Annotated in this window: 13 protein-coding genes; 5 read left to right on the top strand and 8 right to left on the bottom strand. The window is 70.2% G+C overall.

Annotated features, from left to right (window positions below; all coding sequences use genetic code 11):
- Window positions 1-77: 77 nt before the first annotated feature.
- Complete coding sequence (locus WME85_RS42760) at window positions 78-1082, bottom strand: fatty acid desaturase family protein (protein ID WP_437829961.1); 1005 nt, start codon at window positions 1080-1082, stop codon at window positions 78-80.
- A 1363-nt stretch (window positions 1083-2445) separates the two neighbouring features.
- Here WME85_RS42760 and WME85_RS42755 point away from each other — a divergent pair.
- From WME85_RS42755 to WME85_RS42745, 3 genes are all read left to right on the top strand, one after another.
- Window positions 2446-3057 (top strand): hypothetical protein, encoded by a 612-nt coding sequence (locus WME85_RS42755; RefSeq protein WP_437829959.1) that lies wholly within the window; start codon window positions 2446-2448, stop codon window positions 3055-3057.
- Between the two features lie 136 nt (window positions 3058-3193).
- A complete protein-coding gene (locus tag WME85_RS42750; protein ID WP_437829956.1) occupies window positions 3194-5881 on the top strand; it encodes a hypothetical protein in 2688 nt (895 codons plus the stop codon).
- Window positions 5882-6074: 193 nt separating this feature from the next.
- The gene (locus WME85_RS42745) at window positions 6075-6947 is read left to right on the top strand and encodes a DNA-formamidopyrimidine glycosylase family protein (RefSeq protein ID WP_437829953.1); all 873 of its coding nucleotides are present in this window, start codon (window positions 6075-6077) and stop codon (window positions 6945-6947) included.
- 99 nt (window positions 6948-7046) lie between these two features.
- Here the strand turns inward: WME85_RS42745 and WME85_RS42740 are convergent, their stop codons facing one another.
- The 5 genes from WME85_RS42740 to WME85_RS42720 all read right to left on the bottom strand — a co-directional run bounded on the left by WME85_RS42740 (window position 7047) and on the right by WME85_RS42720 (window position 11877).
- On the bottom strand, window positions 7047-7826 hold the full coding sequence (locus WME85_RS42740) for a hypothetical protein (protein WP_437829951.1): 780 nt from the start codon (window positions 7824-7826) through the stop codon (window positions 7047-7049).
- 138 nt (window positions 7827-7964) lie between these two features.
- Window positions 7965-9719 carry a hypothetical protein gene (locus WME85_RS42735; protein WP_437829948.1) on the bottom strand — a complete coding sequence of 585 codons (1755 nt, stop codon included), beginning with the start codon at window positions 9717-9719 and terminating at the stop codon, window positions 7965-7967.
- Window positions 9720-9873: 154 nt separating this feature from the next.
- Window positions 9874-11091, bottom strand: coding sequence for a hypothetical protein (locus WME85_RS42730; protein WP_437829946.1), 1218 nt, complete (start codon window positions 11089-11091; stop codon window positions 9874-9876).
- The gene (locus WME85_RS42725) at window positions 11088-11423 is read right to left on the bottom strand and encodes a hypothetical protein (RefSeq protein WP_437829943.1); all 336 of its coding nucleotides are present in this window, start codon (window positions 11421-11423) and stop codon (window positions 11088-11090) included. The genes WME85_RS42730 and WME85_RS42725 overlap by 4 nt, the downstream gene beginning before the upstream one ends.
- Window positions 11424-11568: 145 nt before the next feature.
- On the bottom strand, window positions 11569-11877 hold the full coding sequence (locus WME85_RS42720; protein ID WP_437829941.1) for a hypothetical protein: 309 nt from the start codon (window positions 11875-11877) through the stop codon (window positions 11569-11571).
- A 684-nt stretch (window positions 11878-12561) separates the two neighbouring features.
- Here WME85_RS42720 and WME85_RS42715 point away from each other — a divergent pair.
- Together WME85_RS42715 and WME85_RS42710 are read left to right on the top strand one after the other, a co-directional pair.
- Window positions 12562-13437 carry an ADYC domain-containing protein gene (locus tag WME85_RS42715; protein WP_437829939.1) on the top strand — a complete coding sequence of 292 codons (876 nt, stop codon included), beginning with the start codon at window positions 12562-12564 and terminating at the stop codon, window positions 13435-13437.
- A 64-nt stretch (window positions 13438-13501) separates the two neighbouring features.
- A complete protein-coding gene (locus tag WME85_RS42710; protein ID WP_437829938.1) occupies window positions 13502-14527 on the top strand; it encodes a trypsin-like serine peptidase in 1026 nt (341 codons plus the stop codon).
- Here WME85_RS42710 and WME85_RS42705 read toward each other — a convergent pair.
- Both WME85_RS42705 and WME85_RS42700 read right to left on the bottom strand, forming a co-directional pair.
- Entirely contained in the window at window positions 14511-18353 is a 3843-nt protein-coding gene (locus tag WME85_RS42705) for an nSTAND1 domain-containing NTPase (protein WP_437829936.1), read from the bottom strand. The genes WME85_RS42710 and WME85_RS42705 overlap by 17 nt on opposite strands.
- The gene (locus WME85_RS42700) at window positions 18354-19910 is read right to left on the bottom strand and encodes a sigma 54-interacting transcriptional regulator (RefSeq protein WP_437829934.1); all 1557 of its coding nucleotides are present in this window, start codon (window positions 19908-19910) and stop codon (window positions 18354-18356) included.
- Window positions 19911-20104: the final 194 nt, after the last annotated feature.

Raw genomic sequence — 20104 nt, 5'->3', positions numbered from 1 at the left:
GTCGATGGCTCGCCGGCCGCGCTGCCTGTGCGTCCTCGCGTCGCCAGCTCGACGCGAGCGCCCGGGCGTTCGCTCGGTCAGGCGCTCGCGGTGGACCCTTTCATCTCCGGCGCGGGCAGCGATGCGAAGATGGTGGAAAGCGCCGCCAGACCCTTCGGACGCTTCAGCTCGGCGTATGCAGGGTCCCTCCTCAAGATTGTGTGTACTTCCCTCAAGCGCCAGAGGGGGACTCGGGGGAAGAGGTGATGAACCAGGTGGTATCCTTCGCCCTCCTCCTCTCCGAGCAGAAACCGCTCGGCTGGTCCGTAATCTCGGTTCCATGTCATGCGTATATCGATGCGCGACGCGGTTTCGATCAGCGGGTAGTGCTCCAATAGCTCTGCTACCGCGCCTATCCAGACCTGCGTGGTGACCAGCGGGACTATCCAGTAGGCCACGAGCACGCCGAGCCACCCCGTGGCCGCGGCGGCGACGACGATCGTCAGAAGGCCGACGAGCCTGACGTGGCGCTCCCACGTCGATTCTTCCTTGTGCAAGATCCTGTGTCGAATCAGGTACGCCATGTAGGACAATGTCGAGCGTGGGCCAGCCAGCCTCATCAAATAGCTGCGCAGCCTGGCTCGCTGGAGGTTGTGCCCGCACAGTCCGATGCGCTGGTACTGGAGGTAGTCGGGATCTCGCTGGGGATCGCCGAAGCGACCGTGATGGTTGACCACGTGAGAGAGTCGGTATCCAGTGTAGCTCTGGAGTACGGGGTGTCCGGCGAGCGCCGCTCCGATGATGGAACCTATCTTGGTGTTCGACATGAGCGTGCCGTGGCAGGCCTGATGGAGCACGCCTGCCAGCGCGCGCTGCCGCCCGCCTATGAAGAAGATCGCGACGAAGTACGACGCGGCACCCAGCGCCAGAGGGAGGTGCCGCCACGACCAGGTTGAGAACCAGATCCAGAATGAAATGAACAGCCAGTGCCTGACGATCTCCAGGGGTCCATGCCAGTTGTCTGCCGTGTAGCAGGCTCTGACGTCTCTGAGCACGTCTTTCGAAAACTTGTGTCTCTTGACCGAGCTCGCTGTTGTTCCCAAGGCTGCCTTCTCCTGGCTTCACTCGCTGAGGTGAGCTCTCAGCCTGGGGCGCCGGACAGGTCCCCTGAGCTCGGCCTCCCCATCACGCGCGCTCTCGCTGCGTGGCTCCCTCGGTGCCCTCGCCGTCACCGCCAGGGTGATTCGCAAAGATCAACCATTCTGTCATACGGCCCGCGGGCCCACCCTGGCCCGCCTGCACTCCGGGAGAACAACCTCCCGCGGGCGCGACATGTTCTCGACGCGATGTATCGCAAGGCATGTGCCAGGCCTTGCCGTCCGGCGGAAGGCGCATCTCATCGCCTGCGTGACGCCGGCAGCTGGGTAGTGCTGTCATTTGAGCATGAAGGCGGTAAGGCGGGAAGAAAATCTCAATGATCTTCCCGCCTTACCGCCTTCATGTGAACCCTTTCTGGGCAAATGACAGCACCACCGGCAGCTGGGTCTGACGTGCTGACAGGTGCGGGGCGCACCTCCGCTGGAGAGACCCTCGCGCCTCGCGGCGCGCAGCGAGCATTGCAGCTCAGCGCGCACGCCGAGGCGTTCAAGGGAGGGTGGCCTCACCTCGTGCCATGCCGTGACGCCCCCGATCCATAGATGGCCCGGATTTCGGCGCGGCAGCGAAGGAATGGCACGTGGCACGCGGCACGCGGCACGTGCCACGTGCCACGTGCCACGTGCCCGACGAGAAGCCCTGGCGGCGCGCTATTGCCGGCCAGGCTTGGCGGCGCGCTCATCCATCTCCGCGCTCGAGCTCGGGGAGGGCGACTGCCCCGTAGCTGATCGAGCCCCGCCCCGGAGGAGGGCGTTCCCGGTCCGACCGCGCTGGGCCAATGCAGGACGACTTGCGGTAATCTTGCGGATTGTCGCGTCGCCGCCGCACTTCGGGGATCGTCCCGAAGGCGCAGCTCGATATCCTTGACGTCGGACGAAGGGAGCTCCAAGAGGACGGCTCCCGCGTCTACTCTGAACCTACGAGCTCAGGGTCGTCTGCCGGCCGGGCTGCTTCCGGCGATGCCGCCACGGGCCCGTGGGCACAGCTCTTGCAATGCAACGGACAGCGGAGCGGATCTGTCAGACGGACCTGTCCGATCGACATGCTCTCCTGTACTGGTTGTGGCGGTGAGATGCGCCTTTCAGGTGCTTCAACCGAGGCTGCGCTGAACCCCGCAAGCTGTGGAGTGAAAGCGGCCCGGTCGCGCACGGATGGGTCGCTGACACAGCGTATTTATCAGGGGTGGATGCGGGTCGCGGAAGGTTCTCCATGTCAGCGAGCGCGTGCGGCGTGGCTGGACGGTGGGAGGGCCGCTGCGGGGAGATTGGCTTTCGGATCGCGTTTGGACTTTCTGTCCGCACAAGGGGCAATATGACACAGTACATCTTCCGGCTGGCAGTCCCGGCCGACAAGCCGGCCATTCGTTGCTTGCAGGGACAGTTCATGGCGGAGATCGACGATCCTCTGGAGCTCATTGAGTCAGACTTCGACCGCAGTGACTTCATCCTCGTCGAGGCGGTGGATGGCAGCTCGACGCGCGCCGTCGGGATGATGAGCATCATGCGCGCCTCCAGCGCCCCCTTCGTCTTCGAGAGGGTGCTCCCTGACGTGTGGCAGCGTATCGACGTGCGTGCCCTGACAGGGCGGACCGACCTCCGGCGCGAGGACCTCGTCGAGGTGGATTGGGTCTACCTGGAGAAGCCGCACCGGGCCAAGCAGCTCACCCGGCTCCTGACGGCCGGGGGCGTTCTCCATGCCCACCGCCGGGGTTATCCGGTGATCGCCATCATCACCAATGCATCATCCAAGGCCGAGCTGCTGAGCAGCATCTATCACGGAAGCGGACTGGTGATCGAGATTGGTGGTGCTCCCTACGAGCTCGGCGCGGTCTTGCCCGCTCAGAGCGCGGCCCTCATGGCGAATGTCGTCCAATCCGCGTGCGCGCGGGATCCACTCCTCGCGTGGCACCTCGACCCCAGCTGAGCAGCGGGCGCGCCGCGCGGCCGTCTGCGGGCAGGCCGGGCTGGCGCGCACGGCGGACCGCCGCGGCCATCCGCCCGCCCGGCCTGCCCGCAGACGGCCGCGCGCGACGTCGCCTATCCCGCCTATCCTCGCCCGCATGGCGCCCCGCCCGCCCCTGCTCCTCCGCCTCGCCGGCGGGCTCGAGACCCGGCCCGTCAAGCTCGCGCTCTCGCTCCTGATCCTCGTCTCGGTCCTGCCCATCCAGGGCCTCGAGGACGAGCTCCGCCCGTACTTCCTCGGCATCTTCGGCGTCGAGCTCCTCCTCCGGGCCGTCCTCCTCGGCCAGCGCGGGCGCGACAGGTCGCGCCTCGACGTCCTCCTCTTCGTCTTCGATATCGTCGCCTGGCTCAGCTTCCTCCCGCTCGAGCGGCTCCTCGACGCGCACGCCGCCCACGCGCTCCCCCTGCTGCGGCTGTCGCGGCTCTTCTTGCTCCTGCGCTTCACGCGCGAGATCGCGATCGACCTCTACGCGATCATGACGCGACGCGAGCTGCTCGAGCAGTTCGGCCTCGTCACCCTCGCCGTCTGGGGGCTCGCGTTCGGGGCCTCCGTGCTGCTCAGCCACCTCGCGATCCCGCACGACTACGACGGCCGCGGCCCCGCCCCCGACACGACCTTCCTCGACCGGATCTGGTGGTCCTTCCGCCAGCTCGAGAGCGCCGACAACCTCGTCGCCAACCTCCGCGTCCACCCGATCGTGGCCGTCATCTCGCTCGGCCTCACCATGGTCGGCGTCTTCGTCACCTCGTTCATCATCGGCATCGGCGCCAACGTGGTCGATCAGGTCGTGCGCGCGGCGCGCCGCCGGCCGGTCGGCTACGCGGGCCACGCCCTCGTGATCGGCCCGGTGCACGAGGCGGAGATGCTGGTGCAGGAGTTCGTCCGGCTCTACGAGCGCCACCGCGCGCTCCGCTCCATCCGGCTCTCGGAGCTCTGGCTGTGGCTCGTCCGCCGCGGGCCCGCGCCGACGCGGCACGCGCTCCCGCGCATGGCGCTCCTCGGCACCGAGGACGACCCGCCCGCGTACCTCTACGCCCCGCGGATGCGCTGGGTGAGCTACCGCAAGGGGGACAGCGCGCAGCCGGAGGCGCTCGGGCTCGTGGGCGCCGCCGGGGCGAAGCGGGCGCTGATCCTCACGCGGCCCGACGCGGGCCCCGACGCCGACGCCGTGACGGCCATGGCGGTCTCCTCGTTCCGCACGCAGAACCGGCGAGGCCACGTGTTCGTCGAGGTGCAGGAGAGCAAGAACCGCGACCTCATCCAGGCCGTGGGCGGGCCCGGCACGTACCCGCTCGACATGCAGCGGTTCCTCGGCTTCTTCCTCTGCCAGCACCTGATCACGCCGGGCGTCGAGTCGCTCTACACCGACCTCATGACCGCCGACGGCTCGGAGTTCTACACGCACGTCTTCCTCGGCGACGACGAGGCCCGCGCCGTCGCCGCCCTCGGCGAGGGCCCGGGCGGCGAGCTCTCGTTCTCGCGCATGGCGCGCGCCGCGTACCAGGCGAACGTGATCCTCGCGGGGGTCTTCCTCGGCGACGAGGTGCCCGAGCGCAGGGAGGGCGAGCTCGTGCCGGTGGAAGGGCTCGTGCAGTGGCTCAACCCGCTGCTCGATCCGCCCGAGGGCTCGCCGGCGTGGGCGCTCGGGGCGCGGGCGGGCCGCGTGCCGGCGCGGCGGCTCCGCGGGCTCATCGGCGTGTCGGCCACCTACGCGCCCCTCCGCCGCTACGGTCGAGAGCTCCTCATGGGCCGCGGCGTCGCGGCGGAGCCGGCGGCGACCGGCGGCGCGGAGGCCGCGCGCGGGTTGGCCGAGGCGTGGGCGGCGACGCTCTCGCGGCGCCACAGCCACCTCGAGCGCGTGCTGGTCGTCGGGTACAGCGCCGCGCTCCCCTCGCTCTTGCGCGCGCTCGCGCAGTTCGTCCCGGGGATCGAGGTGACGCTGGTCCTCGGCGAGCGCGGCGACGAGCGGATGCCGCTCGCCGACCGGCTCGCCTCGCTCGGCGTGACGCTCGGGCCCGACGGCGCGCCGCCGGGCCCGGAAGGGGCGGCGCTCGCGCTGCCGCGCGGGGGCCGCGCCACGGTGTACACGCAGCACGGGCACGACCTCGCCTCACTCGCGGTGCGCTGCGCCGCGCGCGGGGCGCCGGCGTCGGCGGCGGTGTTCCTGAGCGAGCCCGAGGGGCTCGATCGCGACGCGCGCACGGCGATGCGGCTCATCCGCTTCGCGCGGGCGCTGGAGAGCAGGGAGCTCGCGCACGGCGGGCGGCTGCACGTGCTCGCGGAGTTCTCCTCGGTGGCGAAGGGCGAGCACGTGCGGAGCCTGCTCGACGCCGGCCGGTGCGGCTTCGCCGGGCCGGACCGGCTGATGCTCAGCCTGGTCAGCACCGAGCGCATCAAGAACTACTTCATGGTCCACAGCGCCTTCGTGCCGGGAGTAACGACCCTTTACGAAGAGCTCCTCGGCGAGGGCGGGCAGGATCTCCTGCGCGTCGAGCCGCGTCCTCGCGGCCCGGCGGAGCAGGCGCACGGCGCGATCGGCTTCGACGATCTCCGGGCGGCGCTCGAGCCCCGGGGCGCGATCCCGATCGCGCTGGAGCTCGACGACGGCAGCGTCCTCCTGAACCCCGAGCCCGGCCCGGCCCTCGCCGCGGCGCGGGTCCGCGCCGTGTACGCGCTCGCGCGGAGCCAGGACCTCGCGGCCGAGGGCGAGCGGCGGGCGGGGGAGGGCGACGGCGGCGAGCCCGCGCCCGCGCTCACCGAGGAGGCCCAGCGGATCAGCGCCTGACAGCCCGCGGCGGTCGCGCTCGCCGGGGGAGCCGGGGAGGCGGGAGAAAAGCTCAATCATCTCCCTGTCTTCCCACCTTCACGCGAGCTCCCTCCGCGAGCGTGCGATCACGGCCCCGCCGCGCGCGCGCCTTTTTCTGCCTGGTGCGAGAGCCGCACGTCGACCTTCGCGGTGAGATCGGTATTCTGGAGTCGTGCCCGAGCGCCCAGACCTGGAGTACGTCGTCCCGATCCTCGCGCGGGAGCTCGCGGGCGCGACCGTCACGGGGGCCCGGGTCGACAGCCCGGTGGTGCTGCGCGTCCTGCTCCCGGAGCGCGTCGACGCGCTCCTGCCGGGCGAGGAGATCCGGCGCGTGACGCGGCGGGCGCACGCCGTCATCTTCGAGCTCGCCGGGGCGCGCGCGCTCGATCTCGTGATCTCCCCGATGCTGGCGGGGCGCTTCTCGATCACGTTGCCTGGCGAGACGCGGATTCCCACCGATCTGGCCTTCTCGCTGGTCCTCGCGGACGGGCGCGAGCTCAGGTATCGCGACGAAGTGCAGATGGGCAAGGCCTACGTGCTCGGGCGGGGCGAGTACGACAAGATCCCCGGGCTCGGGCGCGTGGGCCTCGACGTCCTCGATCCCCGGGTGTTCACGCCCGACGCGTTCCGCGCCGTCGCGCGCGGGCGGCGCGACCTCGCCAAGGACTTCCTGATGGACAAGGCGGCGCTCGACTCCATGGGGAACGCGTACGCCGACGAGGTGCTCTTCGAGGCGCAGATCCACCCGAAGGCGACGGTCAAGGGCCTGTCGGACGAGGAGCTCGACCGCATGCACGCGGCGATCGCCTGCGTGCTCGGCGGCGCGACGCGGACGATCGCCCAGCGGGCGCCGCCGCTCGACGAGAAGCTGCGCGACTTCCTCAAGGTCCGCGGGCGCCCGGGCCAGCCCTGCCCGCGCTGCGGCGACAAGCTCCGTCGCGCGAGCGTGCACGGCTACGACGCGATCTTCTGCCCGAGCTGCCAGCCGGAGGACCGGAAGGGCGCGGCCGCGGGCCTCCGCCGCGCCCGGCGGGAGCCGGGGTGAGGCGGGCCGCGCGATCTCCGCGGCCGCCCCGGGAGAGCTCCGCCGAGCTGCCGGCCGGCCGCGCCGGTGAGCGCGTGCTCGCGTCGCAGGCGGGTCAGGCTACCGCGACGTGGTGCTCTGCAAGGCCGTAGTCGATGGCGTGGAGGACGGGTCGGCGGTCGGCGAGGCCTGGGGCGACGTGGCAGGGGGCGGGGGAGGCGGGCTGAGCTTCTTTATGATCTCTGCCGTCGCAGCGATGATCTGCTCGGCCAGGAACTTCCTCTCGTTCGCCAGCTCGCCGCGGATCTCGCCGAGCAGGTCGTCTCGCACCCTGTGGATATCTGCCTTGTCGGCGGAGCGCTCCATCCGGTAAGCAATCTCGCCCAGCTGGGTAGACACTCGCTCGGCTCCGGAGCGATTCTCCTGCTTTCCGGTGTCTATCGATCTCGACAGCTCCTGCGCGGTCTTGAGGATCCTGGCGGCGTCCTGCCTGATGCTGGTGGTTCCCTGGCTGGACCCGGACTGAATGCCTTGTGCGGCGCGCTCTATCGTCGACAGCTTCTCCTGGGCCTCCGCCATCTTTTTGTTCGCGCCGTCGAGCTGCTTCCCCAGATCGCTCTTCGTCTTCTCGATGGCCTCCTTGGCAGCCTTGATCTCCTCCTGCTGGCTGCGCAGCCTGTCGTTGAGTTTCCCCTGCTCCTTCCTCGCTTCTTCCTTCTGCTCGCTCCCCTCCATCGTCTTGTACAGAGATCCGCAGAACGCGACCATGGCCATGGCCATGAGAAACACGCCGCTCAGCCGGATCCTCGGCTTGCCGTCCGGGCCGGTGTCCACCGTCTTACCGAAGACCCCGGCGAGCGCCGTGAACATTGCGATGACATGGAGCAGATATTCGATCATCGGTGTATCTCCCTGCATGAGCTTCGAAGAGACGTTGCGAGCCGCCTCCGGCGGAGTCGCCGGACGGGGCGCGCCTGGAGCGCGGGGCCGGCTCGCGAGCACGCCCGCGGCGCCCGGCCACGGCGCCGCCGCGGGCGGTCAAGCGGTGGGTCGCGCGACGACACGGCTGACCGCCTCCTGGCCGTCGGGGTTGCTCAGCGTGAGCTCGTACGAGCCGGCCGGCCAGCTCGCGTTCGTGATCTCGATCTTCAGCGACAAGATCCTGGCGTATTCGCCCTCGGGCGGTCGATCTTCCTTCTCGATCACCTCGGGACGCGTGCCAGTGACGAGCCTGGCGAAGCCGCCATGGAAGCGGACGCTCGCGTCCCGCGAGAGGTTGCGCCCCCGGATGTGGAGCTCGGCCAACCGGAAGGGCTGCGCCTTCTCGTCGACGTCGATCACGTCGGCCAGATCGATGACCGGGCCCGCTCCGCGAACGAGCTTACCTCCGAGGTAACCGAACGAGCTTATCCCCATGAGGTACAGAAACCCCTCCGGGATCTGTGGGAGATCCTGGATCTCGGCCGGGTCACGCAGCACCACGAGCAGGAGGAAGGAAGTGACGCCGACGAGGGTCCAGACCAGGAACTGAACGCGCTCGGCGGCGACGAGCCCGCCGACCGTGATGAAGTCCGACAGGGAGGGCTTGATATCTCCCGCCCCCTTCGGGCCCCGGACATTGGTGATGCCGATCGCCAGGACGCTCGTCGCCGAGCTGATCATGACGATCCCAGGAAGCCTGTCCGGTATGGGCGCGAGATCGAGGTTCCCCTGGACGAGGCTCCGCGCCGCCGTCAAGTAGACATAGCCGAAGATCGCCGCGAACCACCAGAGATAGAGCTGGAGCTTCCCGACGCTGTAGCTCTGGGTCTCCTTGTCGAGAAAGAGCGTACCCCAGCTGCCCAAGGTGTCTCCTGAGGGCAGCGTCACCTTGCCAGCCGCCGCCACGGCCATCGCGATGAGCACGACGCAGACGAGCACGAACAGGGCAGCGGCCCAGAGGGGTACGTTCTGGGCGACGCCCGAGAAGGTGACACGGATGGGATTGGAGACGTCGTCACCAACCCGGATGCGGAGATCGCGCGGCCCCGAAAGCCCGTCTTTCGGCATCCCGCTGATCTCCAGCTGCCGGCTGCTGACGACCTTCACGCACACCTCGCCGGTGCACGAAGAGCAATCGAGATGCTCGCAGACGGCCAGCTCTCGGCCGTCGACGACCGGAATGTTGTCGGACGGCTCGCGGCTGAATCCGCTCCCCATCACCGATAGCTGATATCTGCTTTCGGGGTAGGTCACGGCTGGGTACGTCGCGGAGAGCTCTGGCGGTCCTTCGGTGTCGGGGACGAGCCGGAGCTGGTGGGCGCGCCCCCGCGCAGGAACCCAGGAGGCCGGCCCGCCTGACTTCACGAGCACGGAGAGGCGATGGATCCCTAGCCGGAGCAGGCCCTGCTTCGCTTCCCGCCGGTCTCTCCCGGACCCACCCCTGTCGCGCTCGGTGCGCTTCGCGGGGACGACGAACGTGAGCCAGGTGCCGTTCGGGTCGACCTCGCGCGGCACGATCCGGTGGTCGTCGAGCCGGATCTCGATCTGATCCGGCGATGGAGGAAACCCCGATCCCGAGACGATCACGCCCGCGCCGCGCACCACCTCGGCGGGCTCGACGTTCGCGACGATGGCCCGGGCCGGTTTCGGGCTGCTAGCGCCGAGGCCAGGCACGGCCGCCTGATCGCCCGCGGGCGCGGGCGGCAAGCCCGGCGCAGCGGTCGCTGGCCGGGGCGCGGCGCTGCCGGGAGGCGGGGCACCGGCAGGAACCCCCGGCGGCTCGCCGGCGGCGAACGCTCGGAGCGAAGCCATCACCAGCACGATGATGGCAGCACCGAGCGTGACGAAGGCGGGACGGCGTCGCGGTAGGATGGACACAAACTCCTCCACTGGGATGCTTGTCAGAGCACGGCGCGGCTATTCGATGGCTCGAACGAGGAGACGTGCGGGGGCCGCGATGGGCGCGTCAGTCGAACGCGGCGCCGAAGAAGGAGCGCTGCCCGAGCAGCGCCAGCGTGAGCACGAATCGACTCTCCGGGAACCCGTCGCCACGGACCGACCATTCGGCCCTCGGGGTGATGCCCAGCAGGCCCTTGTATTCGCCGACGTACTCCGGCGTCGAGGCGAAGTTGAGGTACAGCGGAACCTCGACGCCGACCGCGTAGCTGTCCCCGTCGCGCACGAAGTAGGGCCCCAGCGCGACACGCCAAAGGCTCTGCAGTCGGTTCAGCGCGCCGACGCGGAGCGCCCCGCGCATCTTCGTCGAGGACGCGGGAGCGCCGTAGGTCCCGGTCGTGCAGGCCTCGGCCTCGTCGGCGCCGGAGCCGTCCTGGCGTGGCACCGAGCCGACGGGGGTGCACCACTCGGCCGAGACGGAGCTCGCCTCATGGCCCGCCGTGACGCGGAACGACCCCTCGAGCGTCAGCATCGATGCCCAGCCCACGAACACGGGCGTGACCCAGGCGAGCGACGTGCCGATCTCGTACGAGGTATGCCGCTCATCCTCGCGGAGCGCCAGGCTCGTCTGGCCAGGCTCCGCGGCCATGTAGGTGAAGCTGTCGCGGCCCACGACGCCCTTCGCCGACAGGATCAACTCAGGATACATGCCCCGCAGCTCGGGCGCGGTGAGCTGTTCGTGCTTGATCCAGAGCGCCAGACCGTCATTGCACAGGTCCTCAGGAGATATCGAGTCCGCCGACTTATCCGGCCCCAGCGCCGCCTGGAATCTCTTGCAGCTCTCTCCCTCGGGCTGTTGCTTGCAGACGAACGCGCAGCGCGCGACGGCGGCGTTCTTTGCGCGCAGATCCGCATTACGGAATGCGGGGATGGCGGTCCTCGAGACCGGCTCTCCCAGATAATAGAGCGAAACGGTCCCTCCGGCACGCAACGGCATCGCGCTCGCCTCGTCGGCCTCGTCCGTCGAGAAGAGCGCCGCGAGCCCGTCCGCCGTCGTCAGCTCAAGGCCGGGCGCGATCGACAGGTCGATGCTGTCGGAAGCTCGCACGACGATGTCCGCGCCCACCTCGAGCTTCGCGCTGCCCTCTGTGGACCCTTCCAGTTTGAGCGTCGGCAAGACGGACGCGATGCGGCTCCCACCCCGCTCCACCTTGGTCGGCTGGGCGGGAACCGGGGCGGTGCCGGCGAGGATCGCCATGCTCAGGAGGGCTGTCGCCGCACGCCTCACGACCCCACCTCGAAACGCAGGACCTTGCCGGCGAAGCCATACTTGGTGTCAAACTGCTTGCTGGCGATCGGCTCCTGCGTCCCTTCGGGCGTGACGGCGACGGTGAACGCCCCCGAACCGTTGTCCACGTGAAAGTGGTACTCGTACACGCCCGGCTGGAGGACGAAGCGCGAGGGGCGCCCCTTCTGGGCGTTCACGTCCGACACCTCGGGCTTCGACGTCTCCGTGAGCGGAGGCGTGAAGACCTCACCAATGGTCCTGAGGTGCACGCTGCCGTCGTGATCCAGTGAAATCGAGAGCTTCATGTTCTTCGTCCTTCCTTCTTCCTTCATGAGGAGCATCGCTCCCGGCGCCTCCATGGCGGGGCGGCCTCTGCTCCACACCACACGGTTGACCGGCTCGACCGGGTGGTCTCGCCGGGTGCATGTCAGCCCCGCGCGCGACAGCGCGCCCGGGCGATCGCGGCCTGCAGGCAGCTCATGAGGCGGCCACTCCGCTGTCCAGCCACCTGGTCGTCGCCTCTTCCCTGGAGCTGAGCCGCTGCTCGAAGCCGCCGTTGACGGTCGCGATAGCCTCGAGCCCGCGGAGGGTGCGCTCGGGAAATGACAGCAACCACTCGATCCGATGGGTCGAGGCGCTGTCCGCCTGGTAGGCCACGCTGACCTCGCCCCGCCCTTCCTGCTTCTCGGCGTTCACGAGCCTCACCTTTCCATTGTCGATCACGGAGAAGAGCCAGGCTCCGTCACCACTTTCCCAGCGGATCGTGAGCGTGATGTCGTCGAGCATGAGCAGCCGCCTCGCTGTCCTCGGCCTCGGAGTCGCCGCCGCCGGAGCTCGGCTCGGCGCCCGCCGCTCCCCTCACTCAGCGGAGCGGCTCGTCAGACGACACGCCATTGAGCACACGCCGTGCCGCCGAGGCCGATGGCCGCGGCGAAGCAGGATCGCAGGCGCCTGGCGGTCCGCGCGGGCGCTGGCGCCGCCGTCGCGTCAAGCCAGGTGGACGGTGCGCGTCAAGTCGAGTAGACGGTCGGGCTCGATGCAGGGCCGCGCCGCAAGCCAGCGCTCGCGGACCATGCCGGCGTCGAGGCGTCCCGGCGGGCGCCGGCCGCGGAGCCTGCGCCGGCGGGTCGCGGTGGCCCGACGCTTGCTGAGGCGCCTACCGGCGCGCGCAGCGCTCTGAAGATCTAGACCCGATCGTGCCATCGGCCGCGGCCCAGGGGCCGTGTCCGCCGCTCGTGACGAGGGACAAGGAAGAAAGTGATGACAACACGCATCGTTCTACTGGGCAGGATAGCCGCCATCGCACTGGGGATCACGGGGCTTTCGCTGATCGCGGGCAGCGGATGCTCCCCCGGGACGCAGCCCTCTCCGGGGCGCGTTCCCGACGGCAGCGCTGAGTCAGCTCGGCCCGCCGACAGCATGACGCTCCACGCGCTCTGCCCGGAGCTCAGTCGAGAAGAGCACGGAGGTATGCAGTCGCGTCTCGTCCGCGGCGGGTGCCTCGAGAACTTCACGTATGTGATGGCGGAGCGGGACGGCAGCCGGGTCTCGCCTCCTTCCGTGCTCCCCAGCATCGTACGTGGGCATCACGACCCCAGCGGCGAGAACGTCGACCTCCGCGTCGAGACGAGCACGACCGACGTCTGCGTCAAGGACGCAAGTGGGATCTCGATCGACGCGCCGCCGCTCTACGACGTATGGGCGAAGACGTCCGACAAGGGTGAGTACAACCTCTGCAGCGGCATCAAATACAAGGATGAGCAGCGCTGCCCGAACGAGGCCAGCGCTCTGGAAGGGAAGGCTATCGCCGTCCCCGGGTACTGGGATAAAAACGGCCGGTATTCCTCGACGGTCGATGGCAAGAGCGTGGTCACGCTGGCCTGCATCTCGGGCGTCGCAGCCAAGTGCGTCCACTGGGGTTACGTGCCCTGGGCGACGTACCCCCACGGCACAGGCACGAAGCTCGCCGAGCACCACGAGGCGTGCGTCATGGCGGCGCGCGCCCGGTACCTCAATAACGACACGTCGTACACGTGCGATAATACCTTCGTGGATATCTTCGACGGGCTGGGTATCCGACAGAAGGACGCCGGCAACAGGGCCCCGAACCTCGCCTTCGAGGCGGCGTGGGGGGCCGAGGGGCTCGTTTGCTTGAAGCGCCCTCGCTACAAGGACTGCAACGACCTCTTGGAAACGATCGAGAGCGGAAAGCGCTGCCAGCAGGACTATAACCCTGGCGAGACGTGGCCTCAGGGCACGCTCCTCCTGACCCGTAGCGAGCCCGGAAAGCCGGCGCCGCAGGACAGGTGCCCCGTGAAGCCCGAGCTGTGCACGGCACGGCGATGAGAATGGATAGACACAGGTTCAGCCATACCGATACAAGCCACTCGGACGCTAGTAGGTGATGAATATGAGTTCTCCTGACGGATTGAAGGCACAGCTCGACATAGCGCTGAAACGGACCACGTGGAGCACTGCCGAGCTCAAGCAGCTGATCGAGAGCGACCTCCACCGCAATTCATCGCGATTCGCGGGGAGGACACTCGAGGAGATGATCGGCAAGCTCGTCGCGGCGGCAGAGCTGGAGAACTGGGATCACGCGCTGCTCGACGCCAGCATGAGACACTTCGCCAAGCGGAATCGCAGCGGCATCGACCGGGAGATCGACGGCAGCTCTTACACCCAGCCCGGGGTGGGCCGGCGCTACCCGCTGCCGCCAGGATCGAGGCTCCTGGAGGATGCGTGGAACGGGCAGCGGACGCGGATAGAGCGCCGCGTGTGCAGGATCGTACGAAAGGATCCCGACGGCTACAAGACGCTCGGAACTGGGTTCTTGATCGGGCCTTCTCTCGTCCTGACGAACTGGCACGTCCTGTATTACCTGCTCGCGGGGATCCTGAGATCGCCGGGCCGGGTGCTGTTTCAGTTCGATTATCTCGAAAAGGACGCGGCTGGTCGCTTGTGCGGGCTCGCGGACGACTGGTTCGTCGCATGCAATCCGGCGCGGGACGCGCCGCGCGTCCGCGACAACGATCTCGACTACGCCGTCGTGCGCCTCGCCGACGAGCCGGGCGACGACCAGATCGAGGGGGCTCGACGCGGGCATATCAGCGTCCCGCCGCCCGTTACGCAAGGCGAGCGCAGGTTCACCGTGGATGAGCCCATCTATGTCGTTCAGCACCCTGGCGGTAATCCCCTCCGGCTCGCCACGAACTCGCGAGGCGTCAAGGAAGTGAGGGAGCGAGCGCGGGTCACGTACCGCGTCACGACCGACGAAGGCTCCTCGGGCTCCCCCTGCTTCAACAAGGACTGGACGCTCGTGGCGCTCCACCGTGGCGGCGCTCCCGAGACGGACGCCAACGAGGGCGTCCCCATCGACAGCATCCGCGACGACCTGCCCGAGGACGTCCGCACCGAGATCACTCGCGTGGCGTGAAGTCCGCGCACACCCGGAAGCCGAGCGCGTAATCGCGGGTCTCCGGCTCGACGAGCGTCCGGTTCTCGATCCGCACGGCGATCCTGTCGTAGTACCACGCCCCGCTCCGGACCACGATCTCGCCCTCTCCTCCTGCCGACCGCGTCCACTCGTAGACGCTCCCCGACATGTCGTGCAGCCCGAACGGGCTCTCCGAGGCGGGGTGCGAGCCGGCCTCGTCAGGCCCGAACGCGCGGCTCACGCGGCCGTAGGTCTCATCGAAATTCGCGTCGTCCGGATCGAGCCGATCACCGTGAGGGTAACTCCGATCGTCCGCCCCTCGCCCCGCCCGCTCCCACTCCCGTTCGTCGCAGAAGCGGGCTCCGGGGAGGCGCCCGGTGCGCCCAAGCCAGTCCATGTAGGCGTGCGCGTCGGACATCGCGATGCCGGTCACCGGAAAGCGCCGCCAGTCCTGGGCCACGCGGCGGTCGCGCGCCGGGATGACGAGCGGCTGCCCCTCGCGCACCGTGGTCCGCTCGCCGTTGAGCACCAGCGCGAGCTGCCACGCGTCGCCCGACGTGAGCCCGAGCTCGACACCCCATTGCCGGTTGTTCGTGTGCGGGAGGCGCCGGTCCCTCTCGGACGGCGGCAGCTCGCGCAGGAACTCGATCCAGTCGCCCAGCGTGACCTCGGTCCGCTTGATCACGTAGCTCCCCGTCTGCACCTCGCGCAGCGGCTGCGCGTTCAGCATCCCTCGCCGCAGCCCCTCGATCGCGCTGGAGCCGAAGAGAAACCGGCCCGCCGGCACATGGACATAGCCCCGGGGCACCGCGCCGGCGGCCGGGAGCGCCACCGCGACCCGGGCGCGCTCGGCGCGCGCGAGCTGCACCGGAAAGCGGACCACCTCGCGCCCCGGAGCCTCGATCTGGAGCCGGTACGACCCCGGGCCGGCCGCGATCTCCGCCTCGACGACCGGCGTGCGCCCGACGACGCCGACGCGCACCGGCCGGCGGTGGCCCCCGTCGTCGGCGTAGCGCTCCAGGGTGACCTCTGCGCCGGCCGGCGCGCTCTCGATCGACAGGCGCGGCGGCGCGTCGAGCCACCGCCGCCGCTCGCCGCCCTCGTCGTAGAGGGCGAGCCGCTGCGCGAGGTCGCGCCGCCGCTCGCCGTCGTTGAGCCCTTCGGCGACCAGGATGCGCTCCAGGCAGACGTCGCCGATGAGGCCGCGGAGCTTCGTCGACGCGGGCTCGAGCGCCAGCCCGGCCTCGAACGCCTGGGACGCCGTGGCGAACGCCGCCTCGGCCCCCTGGTAGGCCTCACGCGCCCGCGCCCAGCGCTGCTCGGCCTCCTCGCGGCGCGCGGCGGCCTGGCCCGCGGGCGCGCCCGCGAGCGTGTCGAAGCGCTCGAACGCGAGGCGCCGCTGCTCCTCGGCCTCGCGCACGCGCTGCGTGCCCGAGGCTGTCGCCGCGCGCCCCTGCGCCTCGTGCCTGTCGATCACCCGCTCGAGGTCGTGACGCGCCTTGAGCCGGACCCCGCCCAGCGCGATCAGGAGGAGCACCGGCGTCACCGCGAGCCCGGCCCAGCGATGCAGCCTCGCGCGCCGGAGCGCGCGGCGGGAAGCGGCGAGGAACTCCGCCTCGAGCGGCGAGAGCTCGCCCGCGTCGAGCGCCGCGGCCGCGGCGAGGCGGCGCTCGCTCCACAGCGCGTCGGGCGCGCGGCCGAGGCGCAGCCACTCGGCGGCCGCCGCCTCGACCCGAGCGTGGGCGCGGCGCTGCTCGCCGTCGGTGTCGAGCCAGCCGCGCAGCGTCTCCCACCCCTTGAGCAAGGCCTCGTGAGCGACCTCGTAGACGATCTGATCATCCATCTCCCGGGCGACGAGGAGCCGGCTGCGGACCAGCGCCTCCAGCGTGGCGCGCGCGGTCGGAGCGCCCCCGTCGAGCTCCTCCGCGGAGCGCCGCGCCCGCGTCCCCTCGGCCGTGATCAGCCGCAGCAGGATGCGGCGGGCCGACCGGCGCTGGTCGTGAGGGAGCGCCGCGATGACGCCGTCCGCGTGGCGCGCGAGCGCGCCGACCACGCCGCCGATCTCCTCGAGCGCCGCGGCCGTCACGCGTTGATGCACCGGATCGCGCGCCTCCCAGAGCTCCGCCAGCGCGAACTGGAGCAGGGGGAGGCCGCCGGGGGCGCGCGTGGAGGACTCCACGAGCGCGCTGATCATCTCGTCCGACTCGAAGGTGACCCCCGTCCGGTGCGCCGGGCCGGTGATCGCGATGCGCGTCGCGGCCGGCGAGAGCGGACGGAGCAGGTACAGCGCGCGAGAGGCCTCCTCGGCGAACCCGGGGAGGGCCGCGATGCGCGTGAAGAAGTCGCCGCGCACGGTCATGAGGACGCGCACGGCCGAGGTGAGCGAGCCCAGGCGCGTGATCACCTGGGCGAAGCAGGCCGCCTCCTCGGCGTCGCTCAGCGTGAGCAGCTCCTCGAGCTGATCCACGAAGAGCACCAGCCCGTCGCTGCGCCCCAGCGTCCGCGCGAGCTCCCGGCCGAGCCTCCCGGGATCGGCCCGCATCGCGTGGACGAGCTCCGCGCGATCCACGTCGAGCTCGGCGCCGCCGGGGCCGGCTGGGCCCGCCGGGCCGACGCGCAGCGCCGCGGCCACCGGCGCCGCCTGCGCGAGCGCGTCGAGCGGGTGCTTGCCGGGGATGACGGAGATGACCGAGATGCGGCGGCCATCGCCGAGCGCCCCCTCGGCGACGCGCGGGAGCACGCCGGCGCGACACAGCGAGGACTTTCCGACGCCCGAATCTCCGGCGATGAGCACCAGGGTCTGGGCGCGCAACCGGTCGAGGACCGCCTCGATCTCGACGCTCCGCCCGAAGAACAGGCTACGGTGCTCTGCCTCGAAGGGCGACAGGCCGCGGTAGGGGTTCCCGCGCGGAACGTCGCCGGCGTCCCTGTCCTGAAGGATGAGCGTGAGCGCGTCGCAGAGCTCGTCGGCGGACGCGAAGCGCAGCGACGGGTCCTGCTGCAGGCACCGGCTCACCGCGGCGGCGAAGCGGGGCTCGATCCCGTGCGTGAGCGACGCCAGCGGGGCTGGCTCCGCGTGGATCCAGTCCGCGTCGGCCGAGCTCTCGCGCGGCGAGGTGCCCGCGCAGAGCGCGTAGACGACCGCCCCGAGCGAGTAGATGTCGCTGCGCCGCGTCGCTGGCTCGGCGCGGAGCGTCTCGGGCGCCATGTAGAGGGGCGTGCCGACGACGTCACCCACGCCGGTCAGCTCGCGCGTCATGGAGGCGCTCCGGCCCCGCAGCTCCTCGTCGCTGGGCGCGAGCGCGCCGGGCTCCGCGGCGGCGGCGGTCCCCTCGGCGAGGAGCTTGGCCAGGCCGAAGTCGAGCAGCTTCACCTCGTCGGCCTCGGTGAGCATCACGTTGGCGGGCTTGATGTCCCGGTGCAGGACGCCTTGCCTGTGCGCAGCGGCGAGGCCGCGGGCGAGGCCCAGGCCGATCGTGAGCGCGCGCTTCCACGGGATCGGCCTCTCGATCTCGTCCAGGGACCGGCCGCGGACGAACTCGGCCACGAGGTAGGGGCGCCCATCGACCTCGCCGACGCGGTGGACCGCGACCACGTTGGGGTGCGAGAGCCGCGCGATCGCCCGTGCTTCCACGTAGAAGCGCTGGCGCGCGGTCTCATCAGGGCGCACCGACGCGATGAACTTGATGGCCACCGACCGGTCGAGCAGCCCGTCGTGGGCCAGGTAAACGAGCCCCATCGCGCCGCGGCCAAGGAGCCGCACGAGGCGGTACTCGTCGAAGAGGTCCGGTGGGCTCCACCTGGGCGTGAGCGCGGCGTTGGCCACTCAGCGCTCCCGCAGCGCGCTCCGGGGTCGCTCCAGCCCGAAGGCCCGGATCAGGTTGTAGAGGTGCGCGCGCGTCAAGCCGAGCCGGGCTGCGGCTTCGGTGACGTTCCAGCTCGTCTCTTCGACGGCCTGGCGAACGAGCTGCTCCTGGTAGCGGCGGGTCGCCTCCTGAAATGTCCGCCGCGCGCCGTCCACCTGCTCCGCGCCCGGGAACAGGTGACGTCGCTCGACCTGCAGCGAGCCCTCGCCTGCCGCGCGGATCACCGCGGCCTCCAGCGCATGAAGGAGCTCCCGCACGTTGCCCGCCCACTCCGCCGTCTCGGCGGCGCGGAGCGCGTCCGCGCTGAGCTGGATCTGCGGCAGGTGATGGGTGTGCACCGCGCGCGAGCAGAAGTGCTCGGCCAGCGGCCGGATGTCCTCTCGCCGCTCGGCGAGCGACGGCACGCGGATCGGGAGCACGTGGAGCCGGTAGTAGAGGTCCTCGCGGAACTCCTTCCGGGAGACGGCGTCCCTGAGATCGGCGTTGGTCGCGGCGATCACCCGCACGTCGGCCCGGAAGGGCTTCGCGCTCCCGAGCGGGAAGTACTCCTTCGACTCGAGCAGCTGGAGCAGCTTCGCTTGCGCCGCGAGCTTGAGCTCGAAGATCTCGTCGAGGAACAGCGTGCCTCTCTCCGCGGCGGCGACCTTGCCGATGAGCCGCTTCGACGCGGTCGAGTGCGCCCCCGGGAGAGCGCCGAAGAGCTCGCTCTCGAGGAGCGACTCGGGCAAGGCTGCGCAGTTGAGCTCCACGAACGGCCCGGCGGATCGGGGGCTGTTGCTGTGGAGGAGCCGGGCAAGTTGGGTTTTGCCAGAGCCCGAGGGGCCGGTCAGCAGGATGGCGACCTCGAGGGGCGCGGCCACCGCGACCTGCTGGAGCATGCGGCCCATCGCGACGCTGCGCCCGATGATCCCGTCGGCGCGGAGCTTGCTGCGGCTCTCCAGGGTCATATCGGCCTCTTCCCGGCGGCGCCGGCGGATCAGCAGGCGGTCGGCGTACGGCGCGATGTGCCGGGCGAACATCTCCGCGCGATGCCGGTCCTCCTCGCAGAAGGGGCCGGGCGCGATGCGGTCCTGGAGGTAGATCACCCCGAACGGCGGGTCATCGCCGATCGGAGCGCAGAGCACGGCCTCCGTCTGGTTCCGTCGGACGCTGCCCCGGGTACCGAAACGAGGATCCTTGAGGGCCGACTCCGTGATGATGGTCTGTCCAGTCGCGAGCGCCGCGGCGATCACGCCGCTGGAAAAGGCTTTACGGATCTCGTCGATCTCGTCGTCGTAACATCCGTGTGCCGTCCAGAAGCGCGGCTCCTCGCTGCTCGCGCCGTCCTCCCGGAGCTCGAGGTAGCCGCGCCGTGCGCCGGCGATCTTCGCTATCTGCGCCAGGCACTCGTCGAGGAACGGCTCGATCTCGTTCTTCGCGCCGAGATCGAGGAGACTCCGGTAGAAGTCACGCTCCTGTCGCAGCCGGCCGCGCTCCGACGGCGGCTCTTCAGGAAGCGCTGGGGTTGGAGCGAGCATCGATCAATCGTAGACGAATGCCTGTCCTGGTGTGAAGGGCTACCACACGCGCGCCGTGGTGGAGCGAGGCCTTGGTGGCTCGGGCCCAGCCGGCACCTTTCTGCCGCCGGCCCACAGCGTGCAGCCGCTGTCGTAGCTCGCCGTGAGCTCGCCTCGCGCGGGAGCTCGCGGGCGCGACCGTCACGGGGGCCCGG

Origin of the sequence: Sorangium sp. So ce1153, from assembly GCF_051521595.1 — a bacterium.
In the GTDB taxonomy this organism is placed as follows: Bacteria; Myxococcota_A; Polyangia; order Polyangiales; family Polyangiaceae; genus Sorangium.
This window is presented reverse-complemented; position numbering and strand designations above follow the sequence as displayed.

Excerpts from the sequence above, each read along its gene's own strand:
- WME85_RS42755 (WP_437829959.1), top strand. The coding sequence starts at position 2,446 with ATGACACAGTACATCTTCCGGCTGGCAGTCCCGGCCGACAAGCCGGCC.
- WME85_RS42750 (WP_437829956.1), top strand. The coding sequence starts at position 3,194 with ATGGCGCCCCGCCCGCCCCTGCTCCTCCGCCTCGCCGGCGGGCTCGAG.
- WME85_RS42740 (WP_437829951.1), bottom strand. The coding sequence starts at position 7,826 with ATGATCGAATATCTGCTCCATGTCATCGCAATGTTCACGGCGCTCGCC.
- WME85_RS42735 (WP_437829948.1), bottom strand. The coding sequence starts at position 9,719 with ATGGCTTCGCTCCGAGCGTTCGCCGCCGGCGAGCCGCCGGGGGTTCCT.
- WME85_RS42725 (WP_437829943.1), bottom strand. The coding sequence starts at position 11,423 with ATGAAGGAAGAAGGAAGGACGAAGAACATGAAGCTCTCGATTTCACTG.
- WME85_RS42720 (WP_437829941.1), bottom strand. The coding sequence starts at position 11,877 with ATGCTCGACGACATCACGCTCACGATCCGCTGGGAAAGTGGTGACGGA.
- WME85_RS42715 (WP_437829939.1), top strand. The coding sequence starts at position 12,562 with ATGCAGTCGCGTCTCGTCCGCGGCGGGTGCCTCGAGAACTTCACGTAT.
- WME85_RS42710 (WP_437829938.1), top strand. The coding sequence starts at position 13,502 with ATGAGTTCTCCTGACGGATTGAAGGCACAGCTCGACATAGCGCTGAAA.
- WME85_RS42700 (WP_437829934.1), bottom strand. The coding sequence starts at position 19,910 with ATGCTCGCTCCAACCCCAGCGCTTCCTGAAGAGCCGCCGTCGGAGCGC.